Consider the following 23,140-nt stretch of genomic DNA (forward strand, 5'->3'; position numbering starts at 1 on the left):
GTCCTTTCAAGTAAAAATATTTTAAGCTTGAAGTTTTTGAGTGACGGAATGTGTGCGGTCAAATCAATCCGAACGGCTCACCCCAACCTTGCACCGCAGCCAGACACGTTAATCAAAGCTGTTGCAGCCAGCCCAAGCGCTGTGCCTAAAGTGGCGGCAAAGGATTTCTTGAAAAGCGGCTTTGGGAGAAAAGACAATGGCCGAGTATTATCTTGCGTTCTGGAATCTGGAAAACCTCTTTGGCCCGTCGAACCATCCGGACAGGCCGGAATGGGTGCAAAAGCAGGTCAAGAACGATCTGAAGGGTTGGACCAAGGCGCTTTACGGCACCAAGCTTAAGCAACTGGCAAAAGTCATCGCGGCCATGAACGAAGGTGCAGGGCCGGATATTCTTGGCGTTTGCGAGGCCGAGGATGAAGCGGTTCTGAAGGACCTCATCGCAACACTCGCACCGATGCTGCCCGCCCGGAAATTTGCGACGGTGTTTGCCTCGGATGACCTGAGTTCGCGGGGGATCGACACCGCGTTCATCTATGATCAAAACCAGTTCAGCGTCGACAAGAAGCTGGTCTTCAACCATTTCGTCATGCGCCGAACCGGGACGCGGGATATTTTGCAGGCAACGTTCAAGGCCGTTGCCGATAACAATGAAATCGTGGTCATGGCCAATCACTGGCCCTCGCGGTCAGGAGGGAGCGCGCAGGACTCGGCCGGGTTCCGGGCCACGGCGGGGGAAACCTTGTCTTACTGGCACAGCCGTATTTTCGAGGCCGCGCCTCTCAAAAAGCGAACGCCGGTCGTCGCGTTTGGCGATCTGAATGACGATCCGTGGGACAGAAGTGTCACCGTGAACGCGCTGGCCACGCGGGAACGCGGCGATGTTCGGCGGGCGACGTCCCCGAAGTTCTACAACCTGTCCTGGGACTACCTGATCTCGGACGCCGTGGATCTGAACGGGAAGAAGCGCCAACTGGAGGGCACGCTGTATTTCAAGAGCAACGGCAATCTGTTCGACCAGATCCTGATCAATCGCCCGCTTCTTGATGCAAAGAAAGACAGCGGCTTCAAATATGTCGATGGCAGTGCGGGCTTGTTCGCCTTTCCTGCCATGGTTTCCCATAAAACGGGTGAAGGGCCGCGCCGGTTCGGGTTGCCGAAGGGAAATGCCGGAAAGAACGTGGACAAGACCGGTTTCAGCGATCATTTCCCGGTCGCACTCAGGATCAAAGCGGTGTGAGATGGCGAAACGCTTCTAAAAGGACTCTGAGGCTACGAAGTTCATAAGCCCAGTGCTGACACTGTTTTGGTTGCACTCCGGCCGCATACGGTTTCTGCTGCACGACATCCGCTTTGCACGAGGTCACAATGCCCCAGACATCCACCGCCAACCGTCGTTTCGTACTGGCCGAACGCCCCAAGGGACAACCGGACGAAAATACGCTGCGTCTTGAAACCACGGACATCCCCGAACCCGGCCCGGCAGAGATGCTGGTGCGAACGGTGTATATGTCGCTGGACCCTTACATGCGGGGTCGCATGAATGAGGGCAAATCCTATGCTGAACCGGTTGCGATTGGCGGCGTGATGACAGCTCAGGTCGTGGGACAGGTGGTGAAATCGAACATCGAGGGCTACGAGGCCGGAGACTACGTGCTCAATCCAAGCGGGTGGCAGGACTACGCCGTCTCAGACGGAACGCAGGTCGTCAATCTGGGCAAATCCCCGGACAACCCGTCATGGTCGCTCGGCATTCTGGGCATGCCGGGATACACGGCCTATGCCGGTTTGCTGAAAATCGGAGAGCCCAAGGCTGGCGAGACGGTTGTCGTGGCCGCTGCGGCAGGCCCGGTTGGCGCAACGGTCGGGCAGATTGCAAAGCTCAAAGGGTGCCACGTGGTCGGCATCGCCGGCGGCTCGGACAAATGCACGCATGTTGTCGAGAACCTTGGGTTTGACGCCTGTCTGGACCACCGCTCCGACGATCTGGCGACACAATTGCGCGCGGCCTGCCCGGATGGCATTGACGTGTATTTCGAGAATGTCGGGGGCAAGGTGCTATACGCGGTGCTGCCGCTGTTGAACCCGTTCGCGCGCGTCCCTGTCTGCGGCATTGTATCGTGGTACAACTTGCCGGGCCTGCCGGACGGCCCGGACATGGGGCCAGCGATCCTGGGCACGATCCTGCGGATGAAAGTCAAAATGCAGGGGTTCATCATCTACGACAATTTCGGTGCCGACGTGTATCAGGAGTTTGTCCGCGACATGACCGCCTGGCTGGCGGATGGGTCAATACACTACAAGGAACATATGGTTGAGGAGTTGGAGAATGCCCCGGAAGCCTTCAATCAACTGCTGGCCGGTGGCAACTTTGGCAAGATGGTCGTGAAAGTTGACTGACTGGACAAAGGCCCCAACCGCACGCCGCCTGATCACGCGCGATACATCCGGCGCATGACCAGAGGCGTCAGGTACATCGGTATCTGGTAGGCCCCGATGAACACCATGATCGGTGCCGTGGCCTCGGGCGGCAGGGCCAGGAAGAAAAGCGCGACGTTGCGGTTTCCGGCGATCACGGACACTGCGGTCGCGCTGGCCGGTGGCAAGCGATTGCGTGTCAGTCGGAAGGTGACGATCTGAGCGCCGAAATTCACCAGACAGGCGAAAGCGATCCAGAACCCGGCACGCCACGGATCGGTCAGCGCCGCCGCGCTGACCGCTGGCATCAGACCAGTGACAAAAACGGCCAAGGTGATCGTCGCGACGCCTTCGAGTTTCAAAAGCGTTCTTTGCGATGGATTGCGCAGTACGGACTGGCGGATGCTGACGGCAACCAGCGTGACGATGGAAATCGTCAGAAACAGATTGAATGCCGCCTTCAGAACCGCCCTCAGATCGCCAAGCTCGGGCATCAGCCAGAAGATCGGCAATGCCGTCAGCGGCAATAGGGCGGTACCGACCACGACCAGACGCATGGCATGTTCGGCGGGGTAGCCCATCATCATGCACATGTTCGGACTGCCCGAGATGGAGGGCGCGGCGGTCATGATCAGCACTGACAGGATGATCGCTGTCCCTATCCATCCTCCGACGAACCCGACCGCGATGAAGGCCAGCGGCGTGAGAAGCTGAAACGCGATCACCGCAGTCATGACCTGACGCAGATCGGCCAGCGATCCCAGAATGGCTGCGGGCTCCATCCGCAGAATGGTCACGAACAGCAGCAGAACCACAAGCGGCGGCAACAGGGGCAGCATCGGCTCGGCCAGCCCGGGCAGCAGCAACCCGGCCACAAGCCCTGAGACCATGACATAAGGGCCGTTGCGCGCCGCCCAGAGCAGCGGGTTCACAGGCGCCGCCCTACCCGCCGGGACTCTGACGCAGGTTCTCGGGCAGCCAGGTGGCGAGGTCGGGGAACCAGATCAGGATAAAGACCATCAGCACCATGATCAGGAACATCGGGATCGCGGCGCGGGCGATATAGCTCATCTCGTGGTTGGTCATGCCTTGCATCACGAACAGGTTGAACCCGATCGGCGGCGTGATCTGAGCCATTTCGACAACAACCACGATGAAAATGCCGAACCAGATCAGGTCGATCCCGGCCTCGCGGATCATCGGTTCGACTACGGCCATGGTCAGCACGACCGAGGAAATCCCGTCAAGGAAGCAGCCAAGAATGATGTAGAACACCAGCAGGACCATGAGCAGCTCGAACCGTGTCAGCTCCCACCCGGCAATTAGGTCGGCCAAGCCCCGCGGCAGGCCGGTGAAGCCCATCGACAGCGACAGGAATGCAGCACCCGCAAGGATCAGGGCGATCATCGCGCTGGTCCGGGTCGCGCCCATCAGGCTTTCGGTGAAGGTCTTCCAGTTCAGTGAACCCTGCCCTGCGGCCAGCAGCAACCCGCCGATCACGCCAAAGGCGGCGGCCTCGGTCGCGGTGGCATAGCCCAGATACATCGATCCAATCACCACCATGATCAGCAGGATCACCGGCAGCAGAAAACGCGAGTTCCTGAGCTTCTCGGAAAAGGTCAGCTTGCCCTCGCTGTTCGGGTTCCAGTCCTTTCCCAGCTTCGAGTAGATCGCGACATAACCCATGAACATCGCCGCCAGCACGAGGCCCGGCAGGATGCCCGCAAAGAACAGCTTGGTGATCGATTCATTGATCGTGACCCCATAGACGATCAGCGTCAGTGACGGCGGGATCATCAGACCCAGCGTCGCCGCCCCTGTAAGGGTGCCGATGATCATCCGCTCGGGGTAATTGCGCTTGCGCAATTCCGGGATCGACATCTTGCCAACCGTGGTCAGCGTGGCGGCGGAAGAGCCTGAAACGGCGGCAAAAACCGTGCACCCCACGATATTGGTGTGCACCAGACCACCGGGCAGCGGCGCCATCCAGGGCGACAGACCCTTGAACATGTCCTCGGATAATCGCGTTCGATAGAGTATTTCGCCCATCCAGATGAACATCGGCAAAGCGGTCAAGGTCCAGGATGAGGATGCCGACCAGATGGTGGTGATCATCACGTCGCCGACGGGGCGGGTCGTGAACAACTCCATCCCGACCCAGGCGACGCCCATCAGCGCCAGCCCGACCCAGACGCCGGTGCCCAGAAGGGTGAAAAGAACAAAGAGGAAGAGGATGATGACGGACAGGTTTTCCATGCGCTTACTCTCCGTGGCTCTGGTCGGCCAGATCGCGGGTTATCCGGTGGTCACCCTTGAACAGGACATGGAACAGGTGATCGGTCAGCGCGATGGCAAGGATCACGGCCCCGATCAGCATGGCGGATTGCGGTATCCAAAGGGCGGTCTTGTCCTGCCCCTGACTGATATCGTTGAACTTCCAGCTCCAGTAGACGAAGCGGTAGGCGTACCAGCAGAAATACCACATGACGGCGGTGCCGATGGCAAAACACCAGATTTCAAGGATGCGGCGGACGCCATCCGGAACCGCGTTCAGCAGGATCGAGACGCGGATATGGCTGCCCCGGTTCAGGGCATTGGCAAAAGCAAGGAACGAGGCGGCGGCCATCGCGTATCCGGCATAGTCGGGCGCGCCCGGAAAGACCTCGCCGGTCCAGCGGGCCAGCATCTGCACGACAATCAGCAACAGGATGGCGATCAGGCTGAGCGCCGCCAGAACCCCTGCTGCCAGATAGATGAAATCCAGTACGGACCGAAGCCCTCGCAATACCGCCATACCGTCCCCGTTATGTTATGATTGTGCAGGTTTCGGGCGGCAGGGACCCCGCCGCCCGCATGTGCCGTTACTGTGACGAATTGAACGCGTCGACGATGGCCTTGCCTTCGTCCCCGGCGGCTTCCAGCCATTCATTGGTCATGGTGACGCCGATTTCCTTCAACTCACCCACCATCTGATCCGAGGCCGGACCAACGGTCATGCCGCCATCCCGCAGACCCTGCAGGGTGAAGCCGGTGTATTCCTTGGCGCGCCAGTTGCCGGCGTATTCGGCCAGTTCCGAGCAGGCCTTGATGACGTTCTTGTTGGCATCCGACACGCCCGACCAGACGTCCGAGTTCACCATGACGTAATTGCGCGGCAGCCAGGCGTCGACTTCGTAAAAATAGTTCAGGCTTTCCCAGACCTTACGGTCATATCCGGTGGACCCGGAAGACACCATCGAATCCGCGACACCGGTGGCAAAGGCCTGACTGATCTCAGCCGCTTCGATGGTCACGGGCAGCATCCCCGTCAGTTCGGCCAGACGCGATGTGGCGTTGTTGTACGAACGGAACTTGATGCCCTTCATGTCAGCGACCGAGTTCACCTCGTTCTTGAAATAGAGGCCTTGCGGCGGCCATGGCACGGCATAAAGCAGCGTCAGGTTCTGCTCGGCCAGCAGCTTTTCGATTGCAGGCTTCGCAGCCTCCCACAGCTTGGCGCTGTCGTCGAAAGAAGTCGCCAGAAACGGGATCGAGTCGAACCCGAACAGCGCGTTTTCGTTCTGGTGGCCGGACAGCAGACGTTCGCCAATCGGGGCCTGCCCGGTCTGGATCGCGCGCTTGATGTCACCGCCTTTGAACAGCGAGCCCGACGGATGGGTGACAATTTCAATCTCGCCGCCCGTGCCGGTGGTCACGCATTTGGCAAACTCTGCGCCCGTGGCCGAATGGAAGTTCGACGCCGAATAGGCCATCGGCATGTCCCATTTCTCGGCCAGTGCAGGTGCGGCTGCAGCGGCAGTCAGAGCGGTCGCTGCCAGAAGATGTGTCAGTTTTTTCATCATAGTCTCCCTGTTTGATTTCAAAGCGCCGATGTTTGCCACCGGCCTGTTGTTATATTGCGAAACGTGAGGGCGCATAGACGCTCATATCCGTGTTTGGGGTTCTGCCCGCGATCATCTGCGCCAGAAGACGCCCGGTTTTCGGCCCGCCTGTCAGGCCGATGTGATGATGACCAAAACCCATATACGCCCCATCAACCCCCGGAACATCGCCAATGATCGGGATCGAGTCAGCCGGTGCGGGCCTGTGCCCCATCCACTCTACCTCCTCCTTCCATGTCACGCCCGGAAAGGCCGTCCGGGCATTCTTGCGCATCAACTCAAAGGGCGCGCGCGAAGGCGGTGCATCCAGCCCGCCAAATTCCACAATCCCCGCCAAACGTATCCGCCCGTCCATGGGCGTGGCAACAAACTTGCCCGAGGCCACCATGACCGGGCTGCGCGGCATCGCAGAAGGGTCCACCAATTCAAGATGATAGCCACGTTCGCTTTCCAGAGGAACAGAAATTCCCAACCGTTTGGCCAACGGCCCGGACCAGACCCCGGCGGTTATGATCGCCGTGTCACAGGGGATGGTTTCGCCATTTGTACGCACACCGGTTACGCAGCCATTTTCGCGCGCCACGTCTTCGACACTGGCGCGGATGATCCGGCCTCCGTTCGCTTCGACATGGGCGGCGAGGTCTTTCACATAGCGTCCGGGGTCCGTGATGTGACCATGGCCCGACAGCCTGGCGGCAAAGCCGATCTCTTCGCTGAAAACGGGGTCGTAGTCGTGAAATGCCTCGCCCTCCAACTCGTCCCACTGAAACCCGTTCTTGCGCCGGATGTCCCAGCCGAACGCATCCCCTTCGAAATGCGCCCGGTCGTTGTAGAGGAACAGATAGTCAGACGGCACGATCCACGTTTCGGCACCTGTGCCGGCGGCCAGAGCCTTGTGATCGTTCAGGCTGTCGCCAACGATGGGCGCAAGGGCGGCAGCGATCCGCGCGACGTCATCGGCGTTGGCGTGGCTCAGATATCGCCTCAGCCACGGGATCAGTTTCGGCAGATAGCCCCATTTCAGAAACAACGGTTGAGACGGGTTAAACAGCATTTTCGGCGCTTTGCCCAGCAGGCCCGGAACCGTCACAGGCACGATGGAACAGGAGGCCAGAACACCGCCATTCCCGTGCGATGTGCCCTCACCCGGTCCGGCCTTGTCGATCAGGATCACGTCATGGCCGTCCCGTTGCAGCCAGACCGCCGCCGATACGCCCACGATACCGGCCCCAATGATGGCTATGGTCTTTCGGTCGCTCATGCAGCCACCGCCTTGGCCACAGCGTAATGATCCAGTTTCGCCACATCGAGCCTGCTGCCCAAACCGGGGCCCGAGGGCACGACCACCTGCCCATCGCGGATTTGGAAGGGGTCTTCCAGAATATCTTCCTGCAGAAAATACGACGCCTGATAAAACTCGCACCCCAGCGTGATTTCCGGCGTTGCGGCGATCATATGGGTGCCTGCCAGATGCGCCAGACCGGCCTCGAACATGTCGCCGCCATAGGCCGTCAGCCCATGCGCCGCCGCGATGCGCGCAACCGTCTGGCCGCGCGTCAGGCCGCCGGATTTCATGATTTTCACCGACACGCCGTCGCAAATCCCTTCGCGGGCGGCGCGCTCCATATCTTCGGGGCTAAAGACGCTTTCATCCGCCAAAAGCGGCACATCGATCATCTGCCGCAGCCTTGCCATCATCCCGAAATGATGCGCGCGCACCGGCTGTTCGATGAAGTCCGGGTTGAACTGAGCCACATCCCGCACCTGCGCCGCAGCCTCTTCGATACCAAGCCCTTGGTTATAATCCACCCGCACCGAGAACTCGGGGTAGTTCTGAGCAAGATGCTCTAACCGCATGATATCAAACGCATGATCCCTGAACCCGGTCTTGAGTTTGACGATCCGGACACCATCCTCCTGCAACCGCGCCAGCAGGTCGACATCCTGCGCGAAATCCGGGTTCGCGATGGAACAGCTCAGCGGAATCGTATCACGACACCGGCCCCCCAGCAGGGACCACACCGGCACACCGCTGATCCGCCCGGCAAGATCCAGCAGCGCGGTTTCAAGCGCCGCCTTGGCTTCGGTGCAATGGGCCACCGCATAGGCGGCACGCGCCATGATCGCCGACCGATCCCCGACCCTTGCGCCCATCACAAGCGGGCGCAGATAGCGGTCCAGCGCGGCATAAGTGGCTTCAGGCGTGCCGGTAAACACCGACCAGGGCGAGGCCTCTCCGAACCCTTCCGCCCCGCCCTCTGCCGTAAGACGCAGGACGACAATCTCACAGGCCCCTTCAACCGAGCCAATGCCATGATCCCGCCGCGACGTGACCGGCAGTTTCAGGTGCCACAGATCAAACCCGATGATTTTCTGGTCCAGACCGCTCATTTCGCCCCCAGTTGACGAAAGCAAGCCTGCCTTGACCGGTATATCATTTCAAATACTATATCTTTGAGAGTTCATCAGAAAAAATGATGCCCAACGATGTCCCTACGATTTCGCCAGCTACAGGCCTTTCACGCCATCATGGAGACCGGAACCGTGACCGGCGCGGCCTCGGTTCTGGGTATTTCGCAACCGGGGATCAGCAACCTGCTGGCACAGTTGGAACGCGAAGCGCGGTTGCCGCTGTTCGAACGCAACAAGGGCCGTCTGCTGCCGACGCCCGAGGCCGAGTTGCTGTACCGAGAGGTCGATACGGTCGTGCGCGGGCTGGATCACGTGGCGCAGGCGGTCACAGACCTGCAGAACAAGCACCCGGGTCAGTTGCAGGTGGCCGCGCCGCATCTGCTGTCCTTCGGCTTCATGCCGCGCGAGATTGCGCGCTTTGCCAAAAGCCGCCCGAACCTGTCGGTGAGTTTTCAATCGCAGTATTCGTCCAAGATTCAGGAATGGGTGATCTCGGGTCTGTTCGAGATCGGCATTGTCGAGATGCCCATCCTGCATGACACGCTGAACTACCAGGTGTTTCAGTTCGAAACGCTGGCGACCTTTCCCGAGGGCAGCCCGCTGGCGAAACACGATGTGCTGACCCCGGATATTCTGGAACACGAGCCCTTCATCGTCATGGGCCCCGAGCATCAGACCCACCGGAGAACCCGCGACATATTCCAAACCGCAGGGCGCGCATGGCGCACCCAGATTCACACGCACCTGTCCGAAAACCTGCTGAGTTTCGTCAAACAGGGCATGGGCGTTGCGATGATCGACCCGTTCACCGTCACCTTTGACGAAGAGAGCGGGTATCAGACCCGCCCGTTCCGTCCGGCGGTGATGCTGGACCTTGCCATCATCACCGCCAAAGGGCGGCCCCTTTCGACCATCGCGCAGGCGTTTCTGGCGCAACTGACCCCGTCAATCGCCGCTTACGCCACCCATTCCGAGACCGGCGCAGCCGCTTCGTGAAGCTGTTGCGAATGGATGTCGACCAACGTGGGACCGTCATGTTCGATGGCCTGTTTCAGAACCTTGGGCAGATCCTCGGGGTCTTTGACCGTCCATGACTTGACGCCGAAGGCCGAGGCGACGGCGGCGTGGTCGGTGCGGTTGAAATCGACGTTGTAGTAGCGCTGGCCGAACCCGGCCTCCTGCCCGGCCTTGATCCAGCCGAAAACCGAGTTCGAGAACACGATCGAAGTGATCGGCATTTTGTGCCGCACCATGGTTTCGAACTCGCCGCAGGTGAACCCGAACGACCCGTCGCCCATGACAGACAGCGTTTTGACGGACGGGCGCCCCACATGCGCCCCCATCGCGGCCCCCAGCGAATAGCCCAACGCCCCATGCGCCCGGTTGGTGATGAAATGCCGCCCCGGCTTGCGCCAGCGATAATGCGCGCTGAAATAGGGGCAAGGCGTGCCGGGATCGGCGACAACAATCGCATCGTCGTCGAGGATATCCATCAGGGATGCCATAACAGCCTCGGGCCGGATTGGAGTCTCACGGCTTGCGGCAAGCGCGGCGAAGGCGGCCAATTTGGCCTGCCACGCCGCGCGCGCTTTCTCGGCACCGCCGAGGCTTGGCAGATCCTGTCGTGCCTCAAGCGCTGCGGCCAGAGCTTCCAGCGCCAGACGGGCATCGGCACAGATGGCGACCTGGGTCTGATAATTCGCGCCTATCACCATCGGGTCGCTGTCGATGTGGATGATGGTGGCGTCGCGACCGGGGCTGCGCCACCGTTCAGTGGTAACGGACCCGGCGCGGCAGCCGATAAACAGGACCACATCGGCCTGATCCACCACGGCGCGGGTTGCCGGGACGCCTCCGTTCGATCCGACGACACCCAGGGAAAGCGGGTCGGTCTCGGCAATCGATCCCTGCCCCGAGACGGTGGTGGCAACGGGCATGTCCAACAAGCTGGCAACGTGGCGCAGCGCGCCTTCGGCACCGGACAGAACCGGCCCGCCACCACAGACGGCCACGGCGGATTTTGACTTGGCCAGTATCTCTGCCGCTGCCTCAACGGCATCCATGTCCGGTCCGGCGCGTTCCGCCGGATAGCTGCGATGGCGCGCATCGGCCCAGATCTCGGCCTCGTCCACCTGGGCCTTCTGCGTGTCAAACGGCAGCGCCAGATGGGTCGCGCCCGGTGTGCCGGTTGTCATCGCCCGGAACGCGGCGCGGACCATCGCCGGCAACCGTGTCGCGTCATCCAGCGATGCGTTCCACTTGGCAAGAGGTCGGAATAGCGCCGGTTGGTCTAACTCGGTCAGCGGATACTTCCCGCGGCTGGTCGTCGCCACGTCAGAGGTGATCGCCAGAATCGGAACAGAGCTTTCATTGGCCTCGACCACCCCCGGCAGAATGTAAGTCGCCCCACCCCCGGACGGCCCCTCGCAAACCCCCGGCTTGCCGGTCACGCGGGCATAGCCATCGGCCATATAGGCCGCGTGCCGTTCGTCCCGTGTCAGGAAATGCTGAATGCCATGATCCATCCGCGCCAGCGCATCATAGAACGGCAGCGTGGTATCACCGCACAGGCCGAACATATGGGTCACGCCATGCGCTTCAAGCATACGCACCATCGCCTCGGCTCCGGTCAGATAATTCGTTCCTGTCATGGCTTGCGATTCCTTTGGATCAATTCTGCACACAAGCCTGTATACAGTTTTGTATATTGATTTCAAGAACTGCTTGTGGCACCTGTGGATCGCAACCGAAAGGACAGAACTCATGGCGGGCCCGCGCGTCGATGACATCTATGATCAGGTCAAGGCGATGGCGGTCTCATTCCGTCTGCGCCCCGGCGACCGCCTGAATGAAGTGGCGTTGTCAAAAGAGCTGGGCGTCAGCCGCACCCCCCTGCGCGAGGCGCTGAACCGGCTGGTCGCCGAGCGGCTGTTCGATTTCCGTCCCGGCCAAGGCTTCTTTTGCCGACCGCTGGATGCGCAAAGCGTGTTTGACCTGTTCGAACTGCGCCAGATTATCGAGGTCGCGGCTGTCCGCGCCGCCTGTGCCAAAGCCTCGGACGACGACCTGCAGTCACTGCGGGATGACCTTTATGCAACCGGGATCGACATCACCGGTCTGACCGTCGAGGACGCCGTCAACCGAGATGAAGCATTCCATCTGGGCATCGCAAAACTCACTGGCAATTCAGAGCTTTTGCAGACCCTGACCCGGATCAACGAACGCATCCGCTATATCCGCTGGATCTCGATGAGCCTGGACAGACTGCACCGCTCGAAAGACGAGCACAAACAGGTCATGCAGGCCCTTCTGAACCGCGACGCGGATGAGGCCACGCGCATTCTGGGCGCCCATATCGCCAAACGGATGGATCAGGTGCAGGACGCCGTGCGGCAAGGCATCTCCAGCATCTACATGGAAGGGTCCGAAGTCATCTCGACCCGCATCATCGAGGAGGCGCAGGCATGATCGCGCAGGGCGGAAAATCCATCTACGGCGCGTCTGTCGGCATCCTCATGCTGGACGCCCGGTTTCCCCGCATCCCGGGTGACATGGGCAACGCGCTGACATGGCCGTTCCCGGTTCTCTATCGCATTGTCCGCGACGCCTCACCCGACAGGGTTGTGCGCCATAAGGCCGAAGGCATGCTGGAGGCGTTCATCGATGCCGCCCAAGAGCTGGTCAAAGATGGAGCGGATGGTATCACCACCAATTGTGGGTTCCTGTCACTTTTCCAGCAGGAACTGGCCAGCGCCGTTCCGGTTCCGGTCGTCACATCCTCGCTGATGCAGGTCGACATGGTGAACCGGACGCTTCCGGCGGGCAAACGGGCAGGTATTCTGACGATCTCGGCCTCAACGCTGACCGGGGATCACTTGCAGGCGGCGCAGGTACCGCCGGGCACGCCGATCGGCACCACCGAAGGCGGCCATGAATTCACCCGGGCCATTCTGGGAAATGAGATGTCGCTGGATGTGGACAAAGCCCGCGCCGACAATATCGAGGCTGCCCTTGACCTGCAGTCAAACCACCCCGATCTGGGCGCGATTGTTCTGGAATGCACGAATATGTGCCCCTATGCGGCGGATATTCAGCAGGCAACAGGCCTGCCGGTTTATTCGATGGTGTCACTTGTCAGCTGGTTTCAGGCGGGACTGACGCCCCCGACGTACTAGAGCGACACCGTTAGTTCGGCTTGCTTCCGGCCTTTACTCCAAAGGAAGGGCATTGATTTGCCCGACCTCGACCACCTCCACCCTGACGCCTTCAATCTCTTCCGGAAACCGCTCGTCTTCGCTCAGTTCCTCCTGATCCACCATTTTTTCGACGTAGATAACGATACAGGCCGCACCAGCCGGGCCATCGTCTTCACGGCAGACACCATCCGCCACGGCCACCACATGCGGATAACCCATCAACTCGGCCTCGTGCCGGGCCAGAACGCCTGCAACTTTTGCTCGATCCTCGGCAAGCGGCTGTGTCGCGTCGCTTGCCGCGGCAAATTTCCGCCATCCGTCCGCGAATTGGCGTCCGGCGGCAATCTGATCTTCTGACCAATTTGGTCCCGGTGTCTTTGTCATTGGCCCCTCCAAAACGGAAATAAGATGAAAACCGTTTGCGCTGGAATCTGCCGGTGAAACGGTAAACGCGTTGCTGATGGCAACGATCAAAATCTGGGCAATCATCTTACCATGCTTTCCCAAGTCAGTTGAGGAGACGCCAACCCGTTGATCGACCCAAGCGTACCCTACTCTGGCTTTCAAATATAAGTTCGCCGCCTTAGAAAACAACCAGAGCTTGGCCTGGCATGCCTCGTCACCTTGGCGGATTGCCGCCAAGACAGCGTGGCCGCTGTTTCGCATTATGGTTGTTTCTGCTATACTTGAATCTCGCTCCACTCATTCAATGACGAAACTTCCGTGACCTTTTTTCAGGTCGGGACGGAGCGTGTATTTTCTCAGAAGAACTTCATTTTTAGGAGTAAATTATGCCCAAAAATCTTTCAAAATGGACAAGTGCTCAACAGAAAACCGGTCAGAAATCTGCAGATTCGTGGACTGCGTTTGCAAAGCAGCAGCAGGGCGCACCTAATGAACAAAGTCTGGCCGCGATGGGTGATATCGCTCGTATTGCGGAAGTGCAGGACAAGCACGAGGCCGAGCTTTTGGCGATGGATAACGTGGTCGGCGTTGCCGCTTCGAAAAAGGTCAAGGGCGGAAATCCGGGGGATCAAAGCACCCTGACCGTCTACGTCACCGCAAAACAAAAGTCGGCAAATCTCGACAAGGCGTCAAAAGTGCCCTCGAGAATTGATGGCGTGCCCACCGATGTCGTAGAAGTCGGCGAGATCGAGGCGCTTGCGTTCAACGCAAAGGTCCGGCCAGCTTTGCCCGGCTACAGCATCGGGCATTACAATATCTCGGCCGGCACGTTCGGTGCTCTGGTCCGGGACGTGCGGCGGTGCTGTTGCAAAGTCGAGAAAGGGTGTGACTGCGACGGGTATCGTCAAGACTGCGAAAGCGACTATCTGATCCTGTCCAACAACCACGTTCTGGCGGATGTCAATCAGGCCCGCCCGGGCGACAAGATCCTGCAGCCGGGGCCGGTGGATGGCGGTCTGTTCCCCTCGGACATGGTGGCAACGTTCGAGCGGACCGAAGAGATTGTGTTTGGCGCAAGCGGGTACAATCTTGTCGATGCTGCGGTGGCGCGCCCGACCGACAGCCGTAATGTCACGGCGTCGATCCTTGGCGCTGCGGCCCCGACCGGGGTTGGTCAGGCCTTCCCGCTTTTGAACGTCCTGAAAGTTGGCCGCACAACGGAAGTGACCGCCGGAGTGGTTCTGGCGACTAATGCAACGGTTCAGGTCGGGTTCGGCGGCGCAGGTGTTGCGACCTTCCGCCACCAGATCCTGACGACGGCAATGGCGGCAGGCGGAGACTCTGGCAGCTTGCTGATGGACTTTGATCTGAATGGGGTCGGACTGCTGTTTGCGGGTTCGCCCATTATCACGATCCACAACCATCTGCTTGACGTTCAGAACACGCTTGGGGTCGAATTGGTGACGACCAGCTGATTTCCTGATCAGAACAGGACGAAGGCCCTCAGCAGTGTTGGGGGCCTTTGTTCAGGCGCTCTGGAAGCGGCGGTGCGACACATTATTGTGTCTGCATTGTGTCTGCAATTTCCGACTGGAGCTTCGCGGTCAAAACTCCCGCCGCGCAAGGTTGGTCCAGAACGCGATGCCGTGATGGATCGCGTCATCGTTGAAATCGTAGGAAGGGTTGTGAAGCGGCATGGCGTTGTTCCCCTCGACCCCGTTGCCCATCATGATGATTGCCCCCGGACGATGGGCAAGAAACTCGGCAAAATCCTCTGAGAACCCCACCCGTCCGTAATTGGCGTCGACACGGCCGACATCGCTGGCCGCTTTCGCGATCAGGTCGGTGGCTGCGGCATCGTTGACCAGAGGCCGGAAGGACGTCGAGTAGTCGACTTGCGCCTCGGCCCCTTGCGCGGCACAGACGCCGGCCACGATAGCGCGCATTCTGCGTTCGATTGATGCAGAAACATCGTCAGAGAACCCACGGCAATCCCCACGCAGGGTGACGTTGCTCGGCAGGATATTCCGCGCGCCATCGGTCAGAAACTCGGTGACGGAAACCACTGCGTGTTCACGGGGGGAAAGCGAGCGTGAGACGATCGACTGCAACTGCTGCACAATCGCGGACCCTGTCACTATCGGATCAATACCTGCCTCCGGCATCGAAGCGTGTCCGCCCCGACCTTGAATGCGGATTTCGAAATTATCCTCGAACGCGCAGAACGGGCCTGCTTGCGTGGCGAAATGGCCAAGCTCCATTCCCGGCAAATTGTGCAGGCCAAAGATCGCGGCCATGGGAAAGCGGTCGAACAATCCATCCGCGATCATCGCAGCGGCCCCGTTTCCGTTCTCTTCATCCGGCTGAAAGATAAAATGAACGGTGCGTTTGAAAGCTGTGTCTGCGGCGAGTTCCAGCGCGGCCCCGAGCAGCATGGTGCTGTGGCCATCGTGACCGCATCCGTGAAACTTGCCGTCTGTTTGCGAGCGATAGGGCAAGTTGGTCGCTTCCTGAATCGGCAACGCGTCCATATCGGCACGCAAGCCGATTGCGGTGTCCTCGGGACCGCGGCGCAAGGTGGCAACGATACCCGACCGGCCTACGCCACGGGCAACTTCCAGCCCTGCGCGTTCCAGCTCTGTTGCGATTAGATGCGGGGTCCGGTCAAGATCAAAGCCGGTTTCCGGGTGGGCATGCAGATCACGGCGAAATGCGGTCAGGTCAAGCATCGGACACACTTCCTTCAGACAGGATAATCAACGGCAATTCCGCCTGATCCGTCAAGCAGGCTGCCAGACCTGCCGCCCCGGAGGGCGTGGTGGAAAACCCCAATTCACGCGCGTACTCAACAGCGGCCAGAGCCTGCTGATCACTGATCGTCACCCAATCGTCGGCACAGTGTTTCAGAATATCCAAAGCCAGCATGGATGGCGTTTTGCAATCCAGACGCCCCATGTGCGACACCGGGCCGTCGACGGTCACGATCCCTCCGGCCCGCGCGCTTTCTTTGAGGCACGGGGCGGCGTCCGGTTCGACGACGATCATCTTAGGCTGAACCGGACAGTTCGACCGGATCATGTAAGCGACCGCCGCAGCCAGCCCGCCAACGCCTGCCTGCAAATACACATGGCTGGGCCAGGTCCCCGCGCCCTTTAGCTTGTGGCGTATTTCTTCGGCGATGACGGTGTAACCTTCCATCACCAGCCGGGGCGGTTCGGTGTATCCCGGCCAGGACCCGTCGGCGAGGTGGATGGCCCCGCTTGCCTCGGCATCGGCAATGGCTGCTGCTACGCTTGCCTCGTAGTCTTCGCCGGATCGTACAACCTCGGCTCCCTTGTCCCGCAGACGAATGGCAAAGTCCTCGGGCACCGTTTCGGCAAGATGAATGCGCGCCTTTGCGCCAAACAGGCGCGCGCCAGCGGCCACGGCCATGCCGTGATTGCCAGCACTGGCGCAGACAAAGGTCATCGCGCGGGCAGTTTCCCTTACGGGATCATCCAGAAAGGCGCTGGCTTCCAACGGGCGACCAACGCGCGCTTCGATCAGCTTGGCGACCGCATAAACCCCGCCCAGCGCCTTGAACGCGCCAAGGCCCATGCGGTTGGTTTCATCCTTGATCAGTATTGACCGCCCCCGAAAACCGCAGGTTTCCAAGGGGCTGGGCCTGTAGGCGGGGCATTCAGCCAGCAATGCCAGCGGCTTTGCAACGTCGAGTTTGACAGAGTTTTCCATAGGAAGAGATTTACGTTTAAAGTTTGATCATTTATGGTCAATTTGGCTAAATTTTTGGGAAACTTTCTCAAATCATAAGGAAAACTCGTGAAACTCGATCAGTTCGACCGAAACCTGCTTCAACTGATGCAAACCGACGCGAAAATGGGCCTTGAAGCTTTGGCGTCCGAAACAGGCCTGTCCGTTGCATCCGTCCAACGGCGGCTGAAAGCGCTCAGAACCTCGGGGGCTATTCTTTCCGAAGTGGCGATCGTCGACCCCAAAAAGCTGGGCGTTGCGATGAGTTTCATTGTCATGGTCGAACTGGAACGCGAACGTCAGGATCAGATCGACGCGTTTTCGCGCCAGGTGCAGTCTGAACCCATGGTCCAGCAGTGCTATTACATCACCGGGGACGCCGATTTCTGTCTGGTGTGCACCGCAAAGGATATGGACGACTTTCAGGAACTTACGCAGCGGCTGTTCTTCGACAATTCAAACGTCCGTCGCTTTCGGACATCCGTTGTGATGGGGCGAAAGAAAGTCGGTTTGGGTGTTCCCGTTGGCGACCCGGACGGACAAAACTGAAGCCGTGTCAGGCCGCGTCCGCCTGAAAGGCCCCCCTCAAGCGTTCGGACCTGCGGCGCAGCAATTCGAGCGTTGCCAACAGCGCGATGGACAAAAGCACCAACAGTGTCGCCACCGCAAGGATCGTCGGGTTGATCTGTTCCCGGAGACCCGAGAACATCTGACGGGGTATTGTGCGTTGTTCGGGACCGGCCAGAAACAACACCAGAACAACCTCATCAAACGATGTCACAAACGCAAATAGCCCCCCCGAGATCACGCCGGGCCGGATGATCGGTATGACCACATCGAAGAACACCTTTACCGGCGAAGCCCCCAGGCTGAGGCCCGCGCTGAACAAAGATCGATCAAAGCCGGTCAGCGTTGCGGTGACGGTGATGATGACAAACGGTACGCCAAGCGCGGCGTGAGCGATGATCAGACCTGCATAGGTGCTGACCAGATTGAAATTCGTGTAGAAAAAGAACATGCCAGCCGCGATGATGATCAGCGGCACGATCATGGGCGACAGAAGCAGCGCGGTGATCAGGCGTTTGAACGGCATCCAGGGCGACGCAAGACCAACCGCTGCCAGCGTGCCCAGCACCGTCGCCAAAATCGCGGCAGCGATGCCGACCACGAAACTGTTCCAGATCGCCAGCGTCCATTTCTGATCCTCGGCGATGGCCTGATACCAGCGCAGGGAATAAGCCTCGGGGTCGAGCGAGAGCATGCCTTCGGTGAAGGTAAAGAACGGCTCGGCATTAAAGGACAGGGGCACGATGACCAGAATGGGCAGCATCAGAAATACAAGCACCAGATAGGCCGAAAAGCGCAAAACATAGTGCCCGGCGATGTGCCAAAAGGTGAAATACTCTGGGAACTTCCGCATCGCCTTAACCCAGCTTGATGTTGCCCGCGCCCACGAACCGGTCATAAAGCCAGTAAAGCGCAAGGATCAGGAACAGCAGAAGCGAGCCCAACGCGGCTGCAAGTTCCCAGTTGTTCGATTGCTGCATGTGGAAGGCAATGATGTTCGAGATCATCTGGCCGTCCGTGCCGCCGACCAGAGCCGGCGTGATGTAATAGCCGACCGAGATAATGAAAACCAGTAGCGCGCCCGCCGACAGGCCCGGCAAGCTCATCGGTAGATAGATGCGAAGGAACGCGGCAATTGGCGGGCTGCCCATCGACATCGCCGCGCGCATATAGCTGGGGTCGATGCCGCGCATGACCGAATAGAGCGGCAGGATCATGAAGGGCAGCAGGATGTGCGTCATCGCGATTATGGTCGAGAACTGCGTATACAGCATCTCAAGCGGCGCATCGGTCAGGCCCAGGGCAAGCAGGGTAGAGTTGACCACTCCGTTCGTTTGCAGCAGGGCGATCCAGGCGGTTGTCCGCACAAGAAGCGATGTCCAAAAGGGCAACAGGACAAAGACCATCAAAAGGTTCGCGGTTCCGCTGGAACTGTTGGCCATGAAATAGGCCAGCGGATAGCCCAGAACGACGGTCAGGATGGTGATGATCAGCGCCATCCAGAGCGTTTTGCCATAGAGTTTGACATATATCTGCGTCTCGCGGCGCTGGATGCCGCCGTCGGGGTCGTTTTCCAGATCAAGCGCCGTAAGGTAATATCCGGCGGTATAGACCTGACCGGTTTTCTTCAGCGCCTGCCAGATTTCGGGTTCACCCCATTTGGCATTGGCCTCAGTCAGAATCGCGGAGCCGTTACTGGCCAGTTCGCTGTCCTCGGCCCGGCGCAGCTTGCGGGCGGTGGACTTGATGACGCTGGACGATCCGGGAAGGGCGCGGTTCACCTCTTCGGCCAGTTGGCCGGATGTGCGGTCATTGGCAAGCCGCTTGAGGTCGGTGGCGAAGGTATTGAGTATCTCGTCGTCCGGTCGCGCCTGACCGTCCCAATCGGCAAGCGGCGCAAGGGTGTCGGGAACCAGACTGGCAACCGTTGGATTGTAGACGCCGCGATACAGCATCGAAGCAATCGGCGCGACGAAAGAAAAGCCGATAAAGGCCAGCAGCGGCACAACGAACATAAACGCCCGTCGGCGGCGTGCCCGGTATTCGCGCGCGGCGTTGCGGGCGTCTTCGCGGCTCAAACCCTCTGAAACTGTGCCTGTGGCCTCGGGCAAATGCTTATCTCCGGTCAAAATGCCTGCGCCGGGCAACCGGCACAGGCAGGTGTCACAGGCTTACTGCAGCAGCCATTCGTTGAACTTCTCGCCCAGCGACTCGCCATAGTCGGCCCAGAAAATACCGTCAGCCTTGACCCCTTTGTCGAGGTGCGCCGTCGGCAGGTCCTGCTTGACGTCTTCGGGCAGAAGCGCCTGCGCGGACTTGCGGGTCGGGCCGTAGGCCACGTCCTGCATGCCCGACAGCGGCACGGTCTGGGTTGCGAACTTGACGAACTCCAGCGCCGTGTCCAGCTGATCCGTGCCTTTCATGATCGACCACACGTCAAGGTCATAGACATGGCTGTCCCAGACCATTGTGAAGGGCGCGCTTTCCTCCTTGATGGCAGCAAAGATGCGGCCATTGGCCGACTGCACCATCTGCGCACCGCCGTCGTTCAACAGAACGGGCGCCTGCGACCAGCTATCATACCAGACGATATCGTCCTTGATGGTGTCGAGCTTGGCAAAGGCTTGCGCCTGGCCCTCGTCGGTGGCCAGGACGTCGTAGACCTGATCAGGTGCGACGCCATCGGCCAGTAGGGCCCATTCCATATTCACCTGCGGACGTTTGCGTAGACCGCGCTTGCCCGGGAAGGCTTCGGTGTCGAAGAAATCGGCAATCGTCTTAGGCCCGTCGGCATAAGCATCGTTTTCATAGGCAAAGATGATGGTCCAGACGATGTTGCCGACACCGCATTCGTGCAGCGCCTCGGGGATGAAGTCATCCGCCGCAGGCGTGCCGTCGTCACCGGCTGGCAGAATCGAGTGATCGATGACCTCAAGATAGCCTTCCGAGCACGCGCGTTCGAGGTCGATCACCTCGATATCGACGACATCCCACTGAACGTTGCCGGATTCGCTTTGCGCCTTCATTTCGGCCACGCCGCCGCCGTAATCCTCGAACAGGACATTGACGCCGCTCTCGGCCATGTAGGGGTCGATCATGTGCTCTTGCTGCGCGGCCCCATAGGCACCACCGAACGACGTGACGGTCAGGTCCTGCGCTGCGGCACCTGATGCCGCCAGTGCCAGAGCGGCAGCGCATGTGAGCAATTCAGATTTTCTAATCACTTTCACCTCCTATTGTCGCGGGAGATTTGGGTCCCGCCTTCCCTGTACATGCCTCGCGCGCCCTTATGCCGGGAACGCAATGCAATCCGAAGTCAGCCACATCAGGCGACCATCCTGTCCATCCGAAAACTCTGGGGCCGACAGGTCGTTGAGAACTTTGACGACGATCTCGGACCCGTTCGCCAGTTTGAAATAATACCGGATGAAATCGCCCACATAGATGCGGGTGATAAATTTCGCGGTCAGTTCGTTGTCGTGATCATGGGTCGTGGGATAAATGAACAGCTTTTCGGGCCGCACCGACACGCGGCACGGCGCCTTCTCGGCCAGCCCCTCCCCCGCCACGGCCACCACGGTTTCGCCGCCCGGCGTCACGATCCTGGCTTCATCGCCCGAGATCGACTGCACCTGCCCTTCGATAAAGTTGTTCTCACCGATGAATTCGGCCACGAAAGCATTCGAAGGACGTTCATAAAGTTCGGCAGGCGGCGCGCATTGCTGCACGACACCGTCGTTGAAAACGGCGATCCGGCTGGACATCGAAAGTGCCTCGGCCTGATCGTGGGTCACGTAGATGACGGTGACGCCAAGCTGTTCGTGCAGGCGCGTAATCTCATACTGCATCTGTTCGCGCAGCTTCTTGTCCAGCGCCCCCAGAGGTTCATCCATCAGGATCAGCGTCGGCTCGAATATCATCGACCGCGCCAGTGCAACCCGTTGTCTTTGCCCGCCGGAAAGCTGGCCGGGATAACGCCCCCCAAATCCATCCAGTTCAACAAGCTTGAGAGAGGCGACCACTTTGGCCTCGATCTCGGATTTGGACATTTTCCGAACCGAAAGCGGATAGGCCAGATTTTCCGCGACAGTCATATGCGGAAACAGCGCGTAGTTCTGAAAGACCATCCCGATGTTTCGGCGGTAGGGCGCGATGCGGTTGATCGATTGCCCCCTGATCGCAATGTCGCCCGAGGTGACGCTTTCGAACCCGGCCAGCATCATCAGAACGGTGGTCTTGCCGGACCCGGACGGACCAAGAAGGGTAATGAACTCACCTTCTTCGACCTGCATGTCAAAGCCCTTTACGACCAGATTTTTCTGATCGTAGGTTTTCTTGACGTCATCAAATACCAGAAAAGGCCTTGCGTTCCCGACCTGCAGCTTCTGGGTGCCCATGATTTTCGCCACCGTGTTGACCGTTCATATTCGTCGCGGTTTCTCGCAATACTAAGGAGTTAAACGCGGATTCTCATTTACTGCAACTGATTAATCAGAGTTGGTATTTTGCGGTTTTTCTGCCTAGCGACCGTATTTCCAAGGCGGTTTTTGCGCCCCCTTCTGCCGTAGCTAGCAAAGCGTGTTTTGGACAGGGTCCCGCTTTCTGGCGACCAAGTGATGTGGCGTGCAGGCCTGTCGACCCCGCCGCTTGCCGCCAGCGCAAAGCCCTGCGTTTCCCGGTCAGGATCAAGCGCGCGTCCGGCACCTACTTCTCTTGCATCTTCCGCACCATAGACAGCTTGGTCTTCTGGGGAAGAAACGGCAAAACCCAGTTCAAAACGAAACCCAACCGGCCCTCGTTTATCACCGTCAACTTGCCCGCAAGCATGGCGTCATAGCCGATCCTGGCGGTCTCGACCGCCGTCATTCCCTTTTGTTTGACCAGACCGGTGCCCCCCAGATCGGCGGCATCGGCAAAGCCCGTTTTGACATAGCCCGGCTCCAGCGCCGTCACCGTTACCCGGTCGTTCTTCATTTCCTCGGCCAGCGCCTGACTGAAGCTGGACACAAAGGCCTTTGTGGCAAAATACGTGGCCTGTAATGGCCCCGGCATATGCGCCGCCGTGGACGAGACGTTGAGGATCCTGCCGCCGCCCCGTGCCACCATGTCCTTGCCGAACATATGGCAGAGCGCGACCAGCGCATCGACATTAAGATCGATCATCGCCTGATCGGCCTGCAACTCGCGCTCGACGAACTTGCCGTGGCCGCCGAAGCCTGCATTGTTGATCAGGATATCGACCTGAACACCGGTTTTGGCCACTGCCTCATAGAGAGTCTGCGCACCCCCTTTGGCACCAAGATCCAGCGGAATCGCCGTGACCGTCACCTTGTGCTCGGCCTCAAGCTCGGTCTTGAGCGCTTCCAACTCGTCCTTGCGGCGCGCCGTGATGATGACATCGCCCCCATTGCGGGCATGCAGGCGTGCAAATTCCCGGCCGATGCCAGAGGACGCGCCGGTGATCAGGGCTGTGTTGGGCATGCGTGGTCTCCTCAGCTATTGCAATGAAGGTCG

22 protein-coding genes are annotated in these 23,140 nt (G+C 59.6%); 7 read left to right on the forward strand and 15 right to left on the reverse strand.

Features of this window, described 5'->3' with window-relative positions:
- Window positions 1-196 precede the first annotated feature (196 nt).
- Both ACR0K1_RS08220 and ACR0K1_RS08225 read left to right on the forward strand, forming a co-directional pair.
- Window positions 197-1,237, forward strand: a complete 1,041-nt coding sequence (locus ACR0K1_RS08220) for an endonuclease/exonuclease/phosphatase family protein (RefSeq protein WP_480849843.1) — start codon at window positions 197-199, stop codon at window positions 1,235-1,237.
- Window positions 1,238-1,365: 128 nt separating this feature from the next.
- Window positions 1,366-2,397 carry an NADP-dependent oxidoreductase gene (locus ACR0K1_RS08225; protein ID WP_480849845.1) on the forward strand — a complete coding sequence of 344 codons (1,032 nt, stop codon included), beginning with the start codon at window positions 1,366-1,368 and terminating at the stop codon, window positions 2,395-2,397.
- A 32-nt stretch (window positions 2,398-2,429) separates the two neighbouring features.
- Here ACR0K1_RS08225 and ACR0K1_RS08230 read toward each other — a convergent pair whose 3' ends face one another.
- From ACR0K1_RS08230 to ACR0K1_RS08255, 6 genes are all read right to left on the reverse strand, one after another.
- Window positions 2,430-3,347, reverse strand: coding sequence for a hypothetical protein (locus tag ACR0K1_RS08230; protein ID WP_480849847.1), 918 nt, complete (start codon window positions 3,345-3,347; stop codon window positions 2,430-2,432).
- Between the two features lie 10 nt (window positions 3,348-3,357).
- A complete protein-coding gene (locus ACR0K1_RS08235; RefSeq protein WP_480609688.1) occupies window positions 3,358-4,671 on the reverse strand; it encodes a TRAP transporter large permease in 1,314 nt (437 codons plus the stop codon).
- Window positions 4,672-4,675: 4 nt separating this feature from the next.
- Entirely contained in the window at window positions 4,676-5,209 is a 534-nt protein-coding gene (locus ACR0K1_RS08240; protein WP_480849850.1) for a TRAP transporter small permease, read from the reverse strand.
- Between the two features lie 67 nt (window positions 5,210-5,276).
- The gene (locus ACR0K1_RS08245; protein ID WP_480849852.1) at window positions 5,277-6,254 is read right to left on the reverse strand and encodes a TRAP transporter substrate-binding protein; all 978 of its coding nucleotides are present in this window, start codon (window positions 6,252-6,254) and stop codon (window positions 5,277-5,279) included.
- 52 nt (window positions 6,255-6,306) lie between these two features.
- Window positions 6,307-7,557: an NAD(P)/FAD-dependent oxidoreductase gene (locus ACR0K1_RS08250; protein ID WP_480849854.1), complete on the reverse strand. Its 1,251-nt coding sequence runs from the start codon at window positions 7,555-7,557 to the stop codon at window positions 6,307-6,309.
- Window positions 7,554-8,687 (reverse strand): enolase C-terminal domain-like protein, encoded by a 1,134-nt coding sequence (locus ACR0K1_RS08255; protein WP_480849856.1) that lies wholly within the window; start codon window positions 8,685-8,687, stop codon window positions 7,554-7,556. Before ACR0K1_RS08255 ends, ACR0K1_RS08250 begins: the two co-directional genes overlap by 4 nt.
- 96 nt (window positions 8,688-8,783) lie before the next feature.
- Between ACR0K1_RS08255 and ACR0K1_RS08260 the strand changes: the two genes are divergently transcribed.
- Window positions 8,784-9,704 carry a LysR family transcriptional regulator gene (locus ACR0K1_RS08260; protein ID WP_480849858.1) on the forward strand — a complete coding sequence of 307 codons (921 nt, stop codon included), beginning with the start codon at window positions 8,784-8,786 and terminating at the stop codon, window positions 9,702-9,704.
- Here the strand turns inward: ACR0K1_RS08260 and ACR0K1_RS08265 are convergent.
- A complete protein-coding gene (locus ACR0K1_RS08265; protein ID WP_480849860.1) occupies window positions 9,665-11,359 on the reverse strand; it encodes a thiamine pyrophosphate-binding protein in 1,695 nt (564 codons plus the stop codon). The genes ACR0K1_RS08260 and ACR0K1_RS08265 overlap by 40 nt on opposite strands.
- Before the next feature lie 112 nt (window positions 11,360-11,471).
- Here ACR0K1_RS08265 and ACR0K1_RS08270 point away from each other — a divergent pair, with 112 nt between their 5' ends.
- Together ACR0K1_RS08270 and ACR0K1_RS08275 are read left to right on the forward strand one after the other, a co-directional pair.
- On the forward strand, window positions 11,472-12,176 hold the full coding sequence (locus ACR0K1_RS08270; protein ID WP_480849862.1) for a GntR family transcriptional regulator: 705 nt from the start codon (window positions 11,472-11,474) through the stop codon (window positions 12,174-12,176).
- Entirely contained in the window at window positions 12,173-12,883 is a 711-nt protein-coding gene (locus tag ACR0K1_RS08275) for an aspartate/glutamate racemase family protein (protein ID WP_480849864.1), read from the forward strand. Before ACR0K1_RS08270 ends, ACR0K1_RS08275 begins: the two co-directional genes overlap by 4 nt.
- Window positions 12,884-12,916: 33 nt before the next feature.
- Here the strand turns inward: ACR0K1_RS08275 and ACR0K1_RS08280 are convergent, their stop codons facing one another.
- Window positions 12,917-13,570, reverse strand: a complete 654-nt coding sequence (locus ACR0K1_RS08280) for a hypothetical protein (RefSeq protein ID WP_480849866.1) — start codon at window positions 13,568-13,570, stop codon at window positions 12,917-12,919.
- Window positions 13,571-13,818: 248 nt separating this feature from the next.
- Here ACR0K1_RS08280 and ACR0K1_RS08285 point away from each other — a divergent pair, with 248 nt between their 5' ends.
- On the forward strand, window positions 13,819-14,784 hold the full coding sequence (locus tag ACR0K1_RS08285) for a chymotrypsin family serine protease (protein WP_480849868.1): 966 nt from the start codon (window positions 13,819-13,821) through the stop codon (window positions 14,782-14,784).
- A gap of 129 nt (window positions 14,785-14,913) precedes the next feature.
- Here ACR0K1_RS08285 and ACR0K1_RS08290 read toward each other — a convergent pair whose 3' ends face one another.
- On the reverse strand, window positions 14,914-16,038 hold the full coding sequence (locus tag ACR0K1_RS08290) for an amidohydrolase (protein ID WP_480849870.1): 1,125 nt from the start codon (window positions 16,036-16,038) through the stop codon (window positions 14,914-14,916).
- Window positions 16,031-17,041 carry a pyridoxal-phosphate dependent enzyme gene (locus ACR0K1_RS08295; RefSeq protein ID WP_480849873.1) on the reverse strand — a complete coding sequence of 337 codons (1,011 nt, stop codon included), beginning with the start codon at window positions 17,039-17,041 and terminating at the stop codon, window positions 16,031-16,033. The genes ACR0K1_RS08290 and ACR0K1_RS08295 overlap by 8 nt, the downstream gene beginning before the upstream one ends.
- Before the next feature lie 87 nt (window positions 17,042-17,128).
- Between ACR0K1_RS08295 and ACR0K1_RS08300 the strand changes: the two genes are divergently transcribed.
- A complete protein-coding gene (locus tag ACR0K1_RS08300; RefSeq protein ID WP_480849875.1) occupies window positions 17,129-17,608 on the forward strand; it encodes an Lrp/AsnC family transcriptional regulator in 480 nt (159 codons plus the stop codon).
- Window positions 17,609-17,615: 7 nt separating this feature from the next.
- On the opposite strand, the gene ACR0K1_RS08305 is transcribed toward ACR0K1_RS08300, so the two are convergent.
- From ACR0K1_RS08305 to ACR0K1_RS08325, 5 genes are all read right to left on the reverse strand, one after another.
- Window positions 17,616-18,479, reverse strand: a complete 864-nt coding sequence (locus ACR0K1_RS08305) for an ABC transporter permease (RefSeq protein WP_480849877.1) — start codon at window positions 18,477-18,479, stop codon at window positions 17,616-17,618.
- A gap of 4 nt (window positions 18,480-18,483) precedes the next feature.
- Window positions 18,484-19,737, reverse strand: a complete 1,254-nt coding sequence (locus ACR0K1_RS08310) for an ABC transporter permease (protein ID WP_480849879.1) — start codon at window positions 19,735-19,737, stop codon at window positions 18,484-18,486.
- A gap of 60 nt (window positions 19,738-19,797) precedes the next feature.
- Window positions 19,798-20,850 (reverse strand): ABC transporter substrate-binding protein, encoded by a 1,053-nt coding sequence (locus tag ACR0K1_RS08315; RefSeq protein WP_480849881.1) that lies wholly within the window; start codon window positions 20,848-20,850, stop codon window positions 19,798-19,800.
- Between the two features lie 63 nt (window positions 20,851-20,913).
- Entirely contained in the window at window positions 20,914-22,023 is a 1,110-nt protein-coding gene (locus ACR0K1_RS08320; RefSeq protein ID WP_480850080.1) for an ABC transporter ATP-binding protein, read from the reverse strand.
- A gap of 307 nt (window positions 22,024-22,330) precedes the next feature.
- A complete protein-coding gene (locus tag ACR0K1_RS08325; protein ID WP_480849883.1) occupies window positions 22,331-23,107 on the reverse strand; it encodes an SDR family NAD(P)-dependent oxidoreductase in 777 nt (258 codons plus the stop codon).
- Window positions 23,108-23,140: the final 33 nt, after the last annotated feature.

Source organism: Ruegeria sp. F5 (genome assembly GCF_056533845.1).

Excerpts from the sequence above, each read along its gene's own strand:
- ACR0K1_RS08220 (WP_480849843.1), top strand. The coding sequence starts at position 197 with ATGGCCGAGTATTATCTTGCGTTCTGGAATCTGGAAAACCTCTTTGGC.
- ACR0K1_RS08225 (WP_480849845.1), top strand. The coding sequence starts at position 1,366 with ATGCCCCAGACATCCACCGCCAACCGTCGTTTCGTACTGGCCGAACGC.
- ACR0K1_RS08235 (WP_480609688.1), bottom strand. The coding sequence starts at position 4,671 with ATGGAAAACCTGTCCGTCATCATCCTCTTCCTCTTTGTTCTTTTCACC.
- ACR0K1_RS08240 (WP_480849850.1), bottom strand. The coding sequence starts at position 5,209 with ATGGCGGTATTGCGAGGGCTTCGGTCCGTACTGGATTTCATCTATCTG.
- ACR0K1_RS08245 (WP_480849852.1), bottom strand. The coding sequence starts at position 6,254 with ATGAAAAAACTGACACATCTTCTGGCAGCGACCGCTCTGACTGCCGCT.
- ACR0K1_RS08250 (WP_480849854.1), bottom strand. The coding sequence starts at position 7,557 with ATGAGCGACCGAAAGACCATAGCCATCATTGGGGCCGGTATCGTGGGC.
- ACR0K1_RS08255 (WP_480849856.1), bottom strand. The coding sequence starts at position 8,687 with ATGAGCGGTCTGGACCAGAAAATCATCGGGTTTGATCTGTGGCACCTG.
- ACR0K1_RS08260 (WP_480849858.1), top strand. The coding sequence starts at position 8,784 with ATGTCCCTACGATTTCGCCAGCTACAGGCCTTTCACGCCATCATGGAG.
- ACR0K1_RS08265 (WP_480849860.1), bottom strand. The coding sequence starts at position 11,359 with ATGACAGGAACGAATTATCTGACCGGAGCCGAGGCGATGGTGCGTATG.
- ACR0K1_RS08270 (WP_480849862.1), top strand. The coding sequence starts at position 11,472 with ATGGCGGGCCCGCGCGTCGATGACATCTATGATCAGGTCAAGGCGATG.
- ACR0K1_RS08275 (WP_480849864.1), top strand. The coding sequence starts at position 12,173 with ATGATCGCGCAGGGCGGAAAATCCATCTACGGCGCGTCTGTCGGCATC.
- ACR0K1_RS08280 (WP_480849866.1), bottom strand. The coding sequence starts at position 13,570 with ATGCGAAACAGCGGCCACGCTGTCTTGGCGGCAATCCGCCAAGGTGAC.
- ACR0K1_RS08285 (WP_480849868.1), top strand. The coding sequence starts at position 13,819 with ATGGGTGATATCGCTCGTATTGCGGAAGTGCAGGACAAGCACGAGGCC.
- ACR0K1_RS08290 (WP_480849870.1), bottom strand. The coding sequence starts at position 16,038 with ATGCTTGACCTGACCGCATTTCGCCGTGATCTGCATGCCCACCCGGAA.
- ACR0K1_RS08295 (WP_480849873.1), bottom strand. The coding sequence starts at position 17,041 with ATGGAAAACTCTGTCAAACTCGACGTTGCAAAGCCGCTGGCATTGCTG.
- ACR0K1_RS08305 (WP_480849877.1), bottom strand. The coding sequence starts at position 18,479 with ATGCGGAAGTTCCCAGAGTATTTCACCTTTTGGCACATCGCCGGGCAC.
- ACR0K1_RS08320 (WP_480850080.1), bottom strand. The coding sequence starts at position 22,023 with ATGGGCACCCAGAAGCTGCAGGTCGGGAACGCAAGGCCTTTTCTGGTA.
- ACR0K1_RS08325 (WP_480849883.1), bottom strand. The coding sequence starts at position 23,107 with ATGCCCAACACAGCCCTGATCACCGGCGCGTCCTCTGGCATCGGCCGG.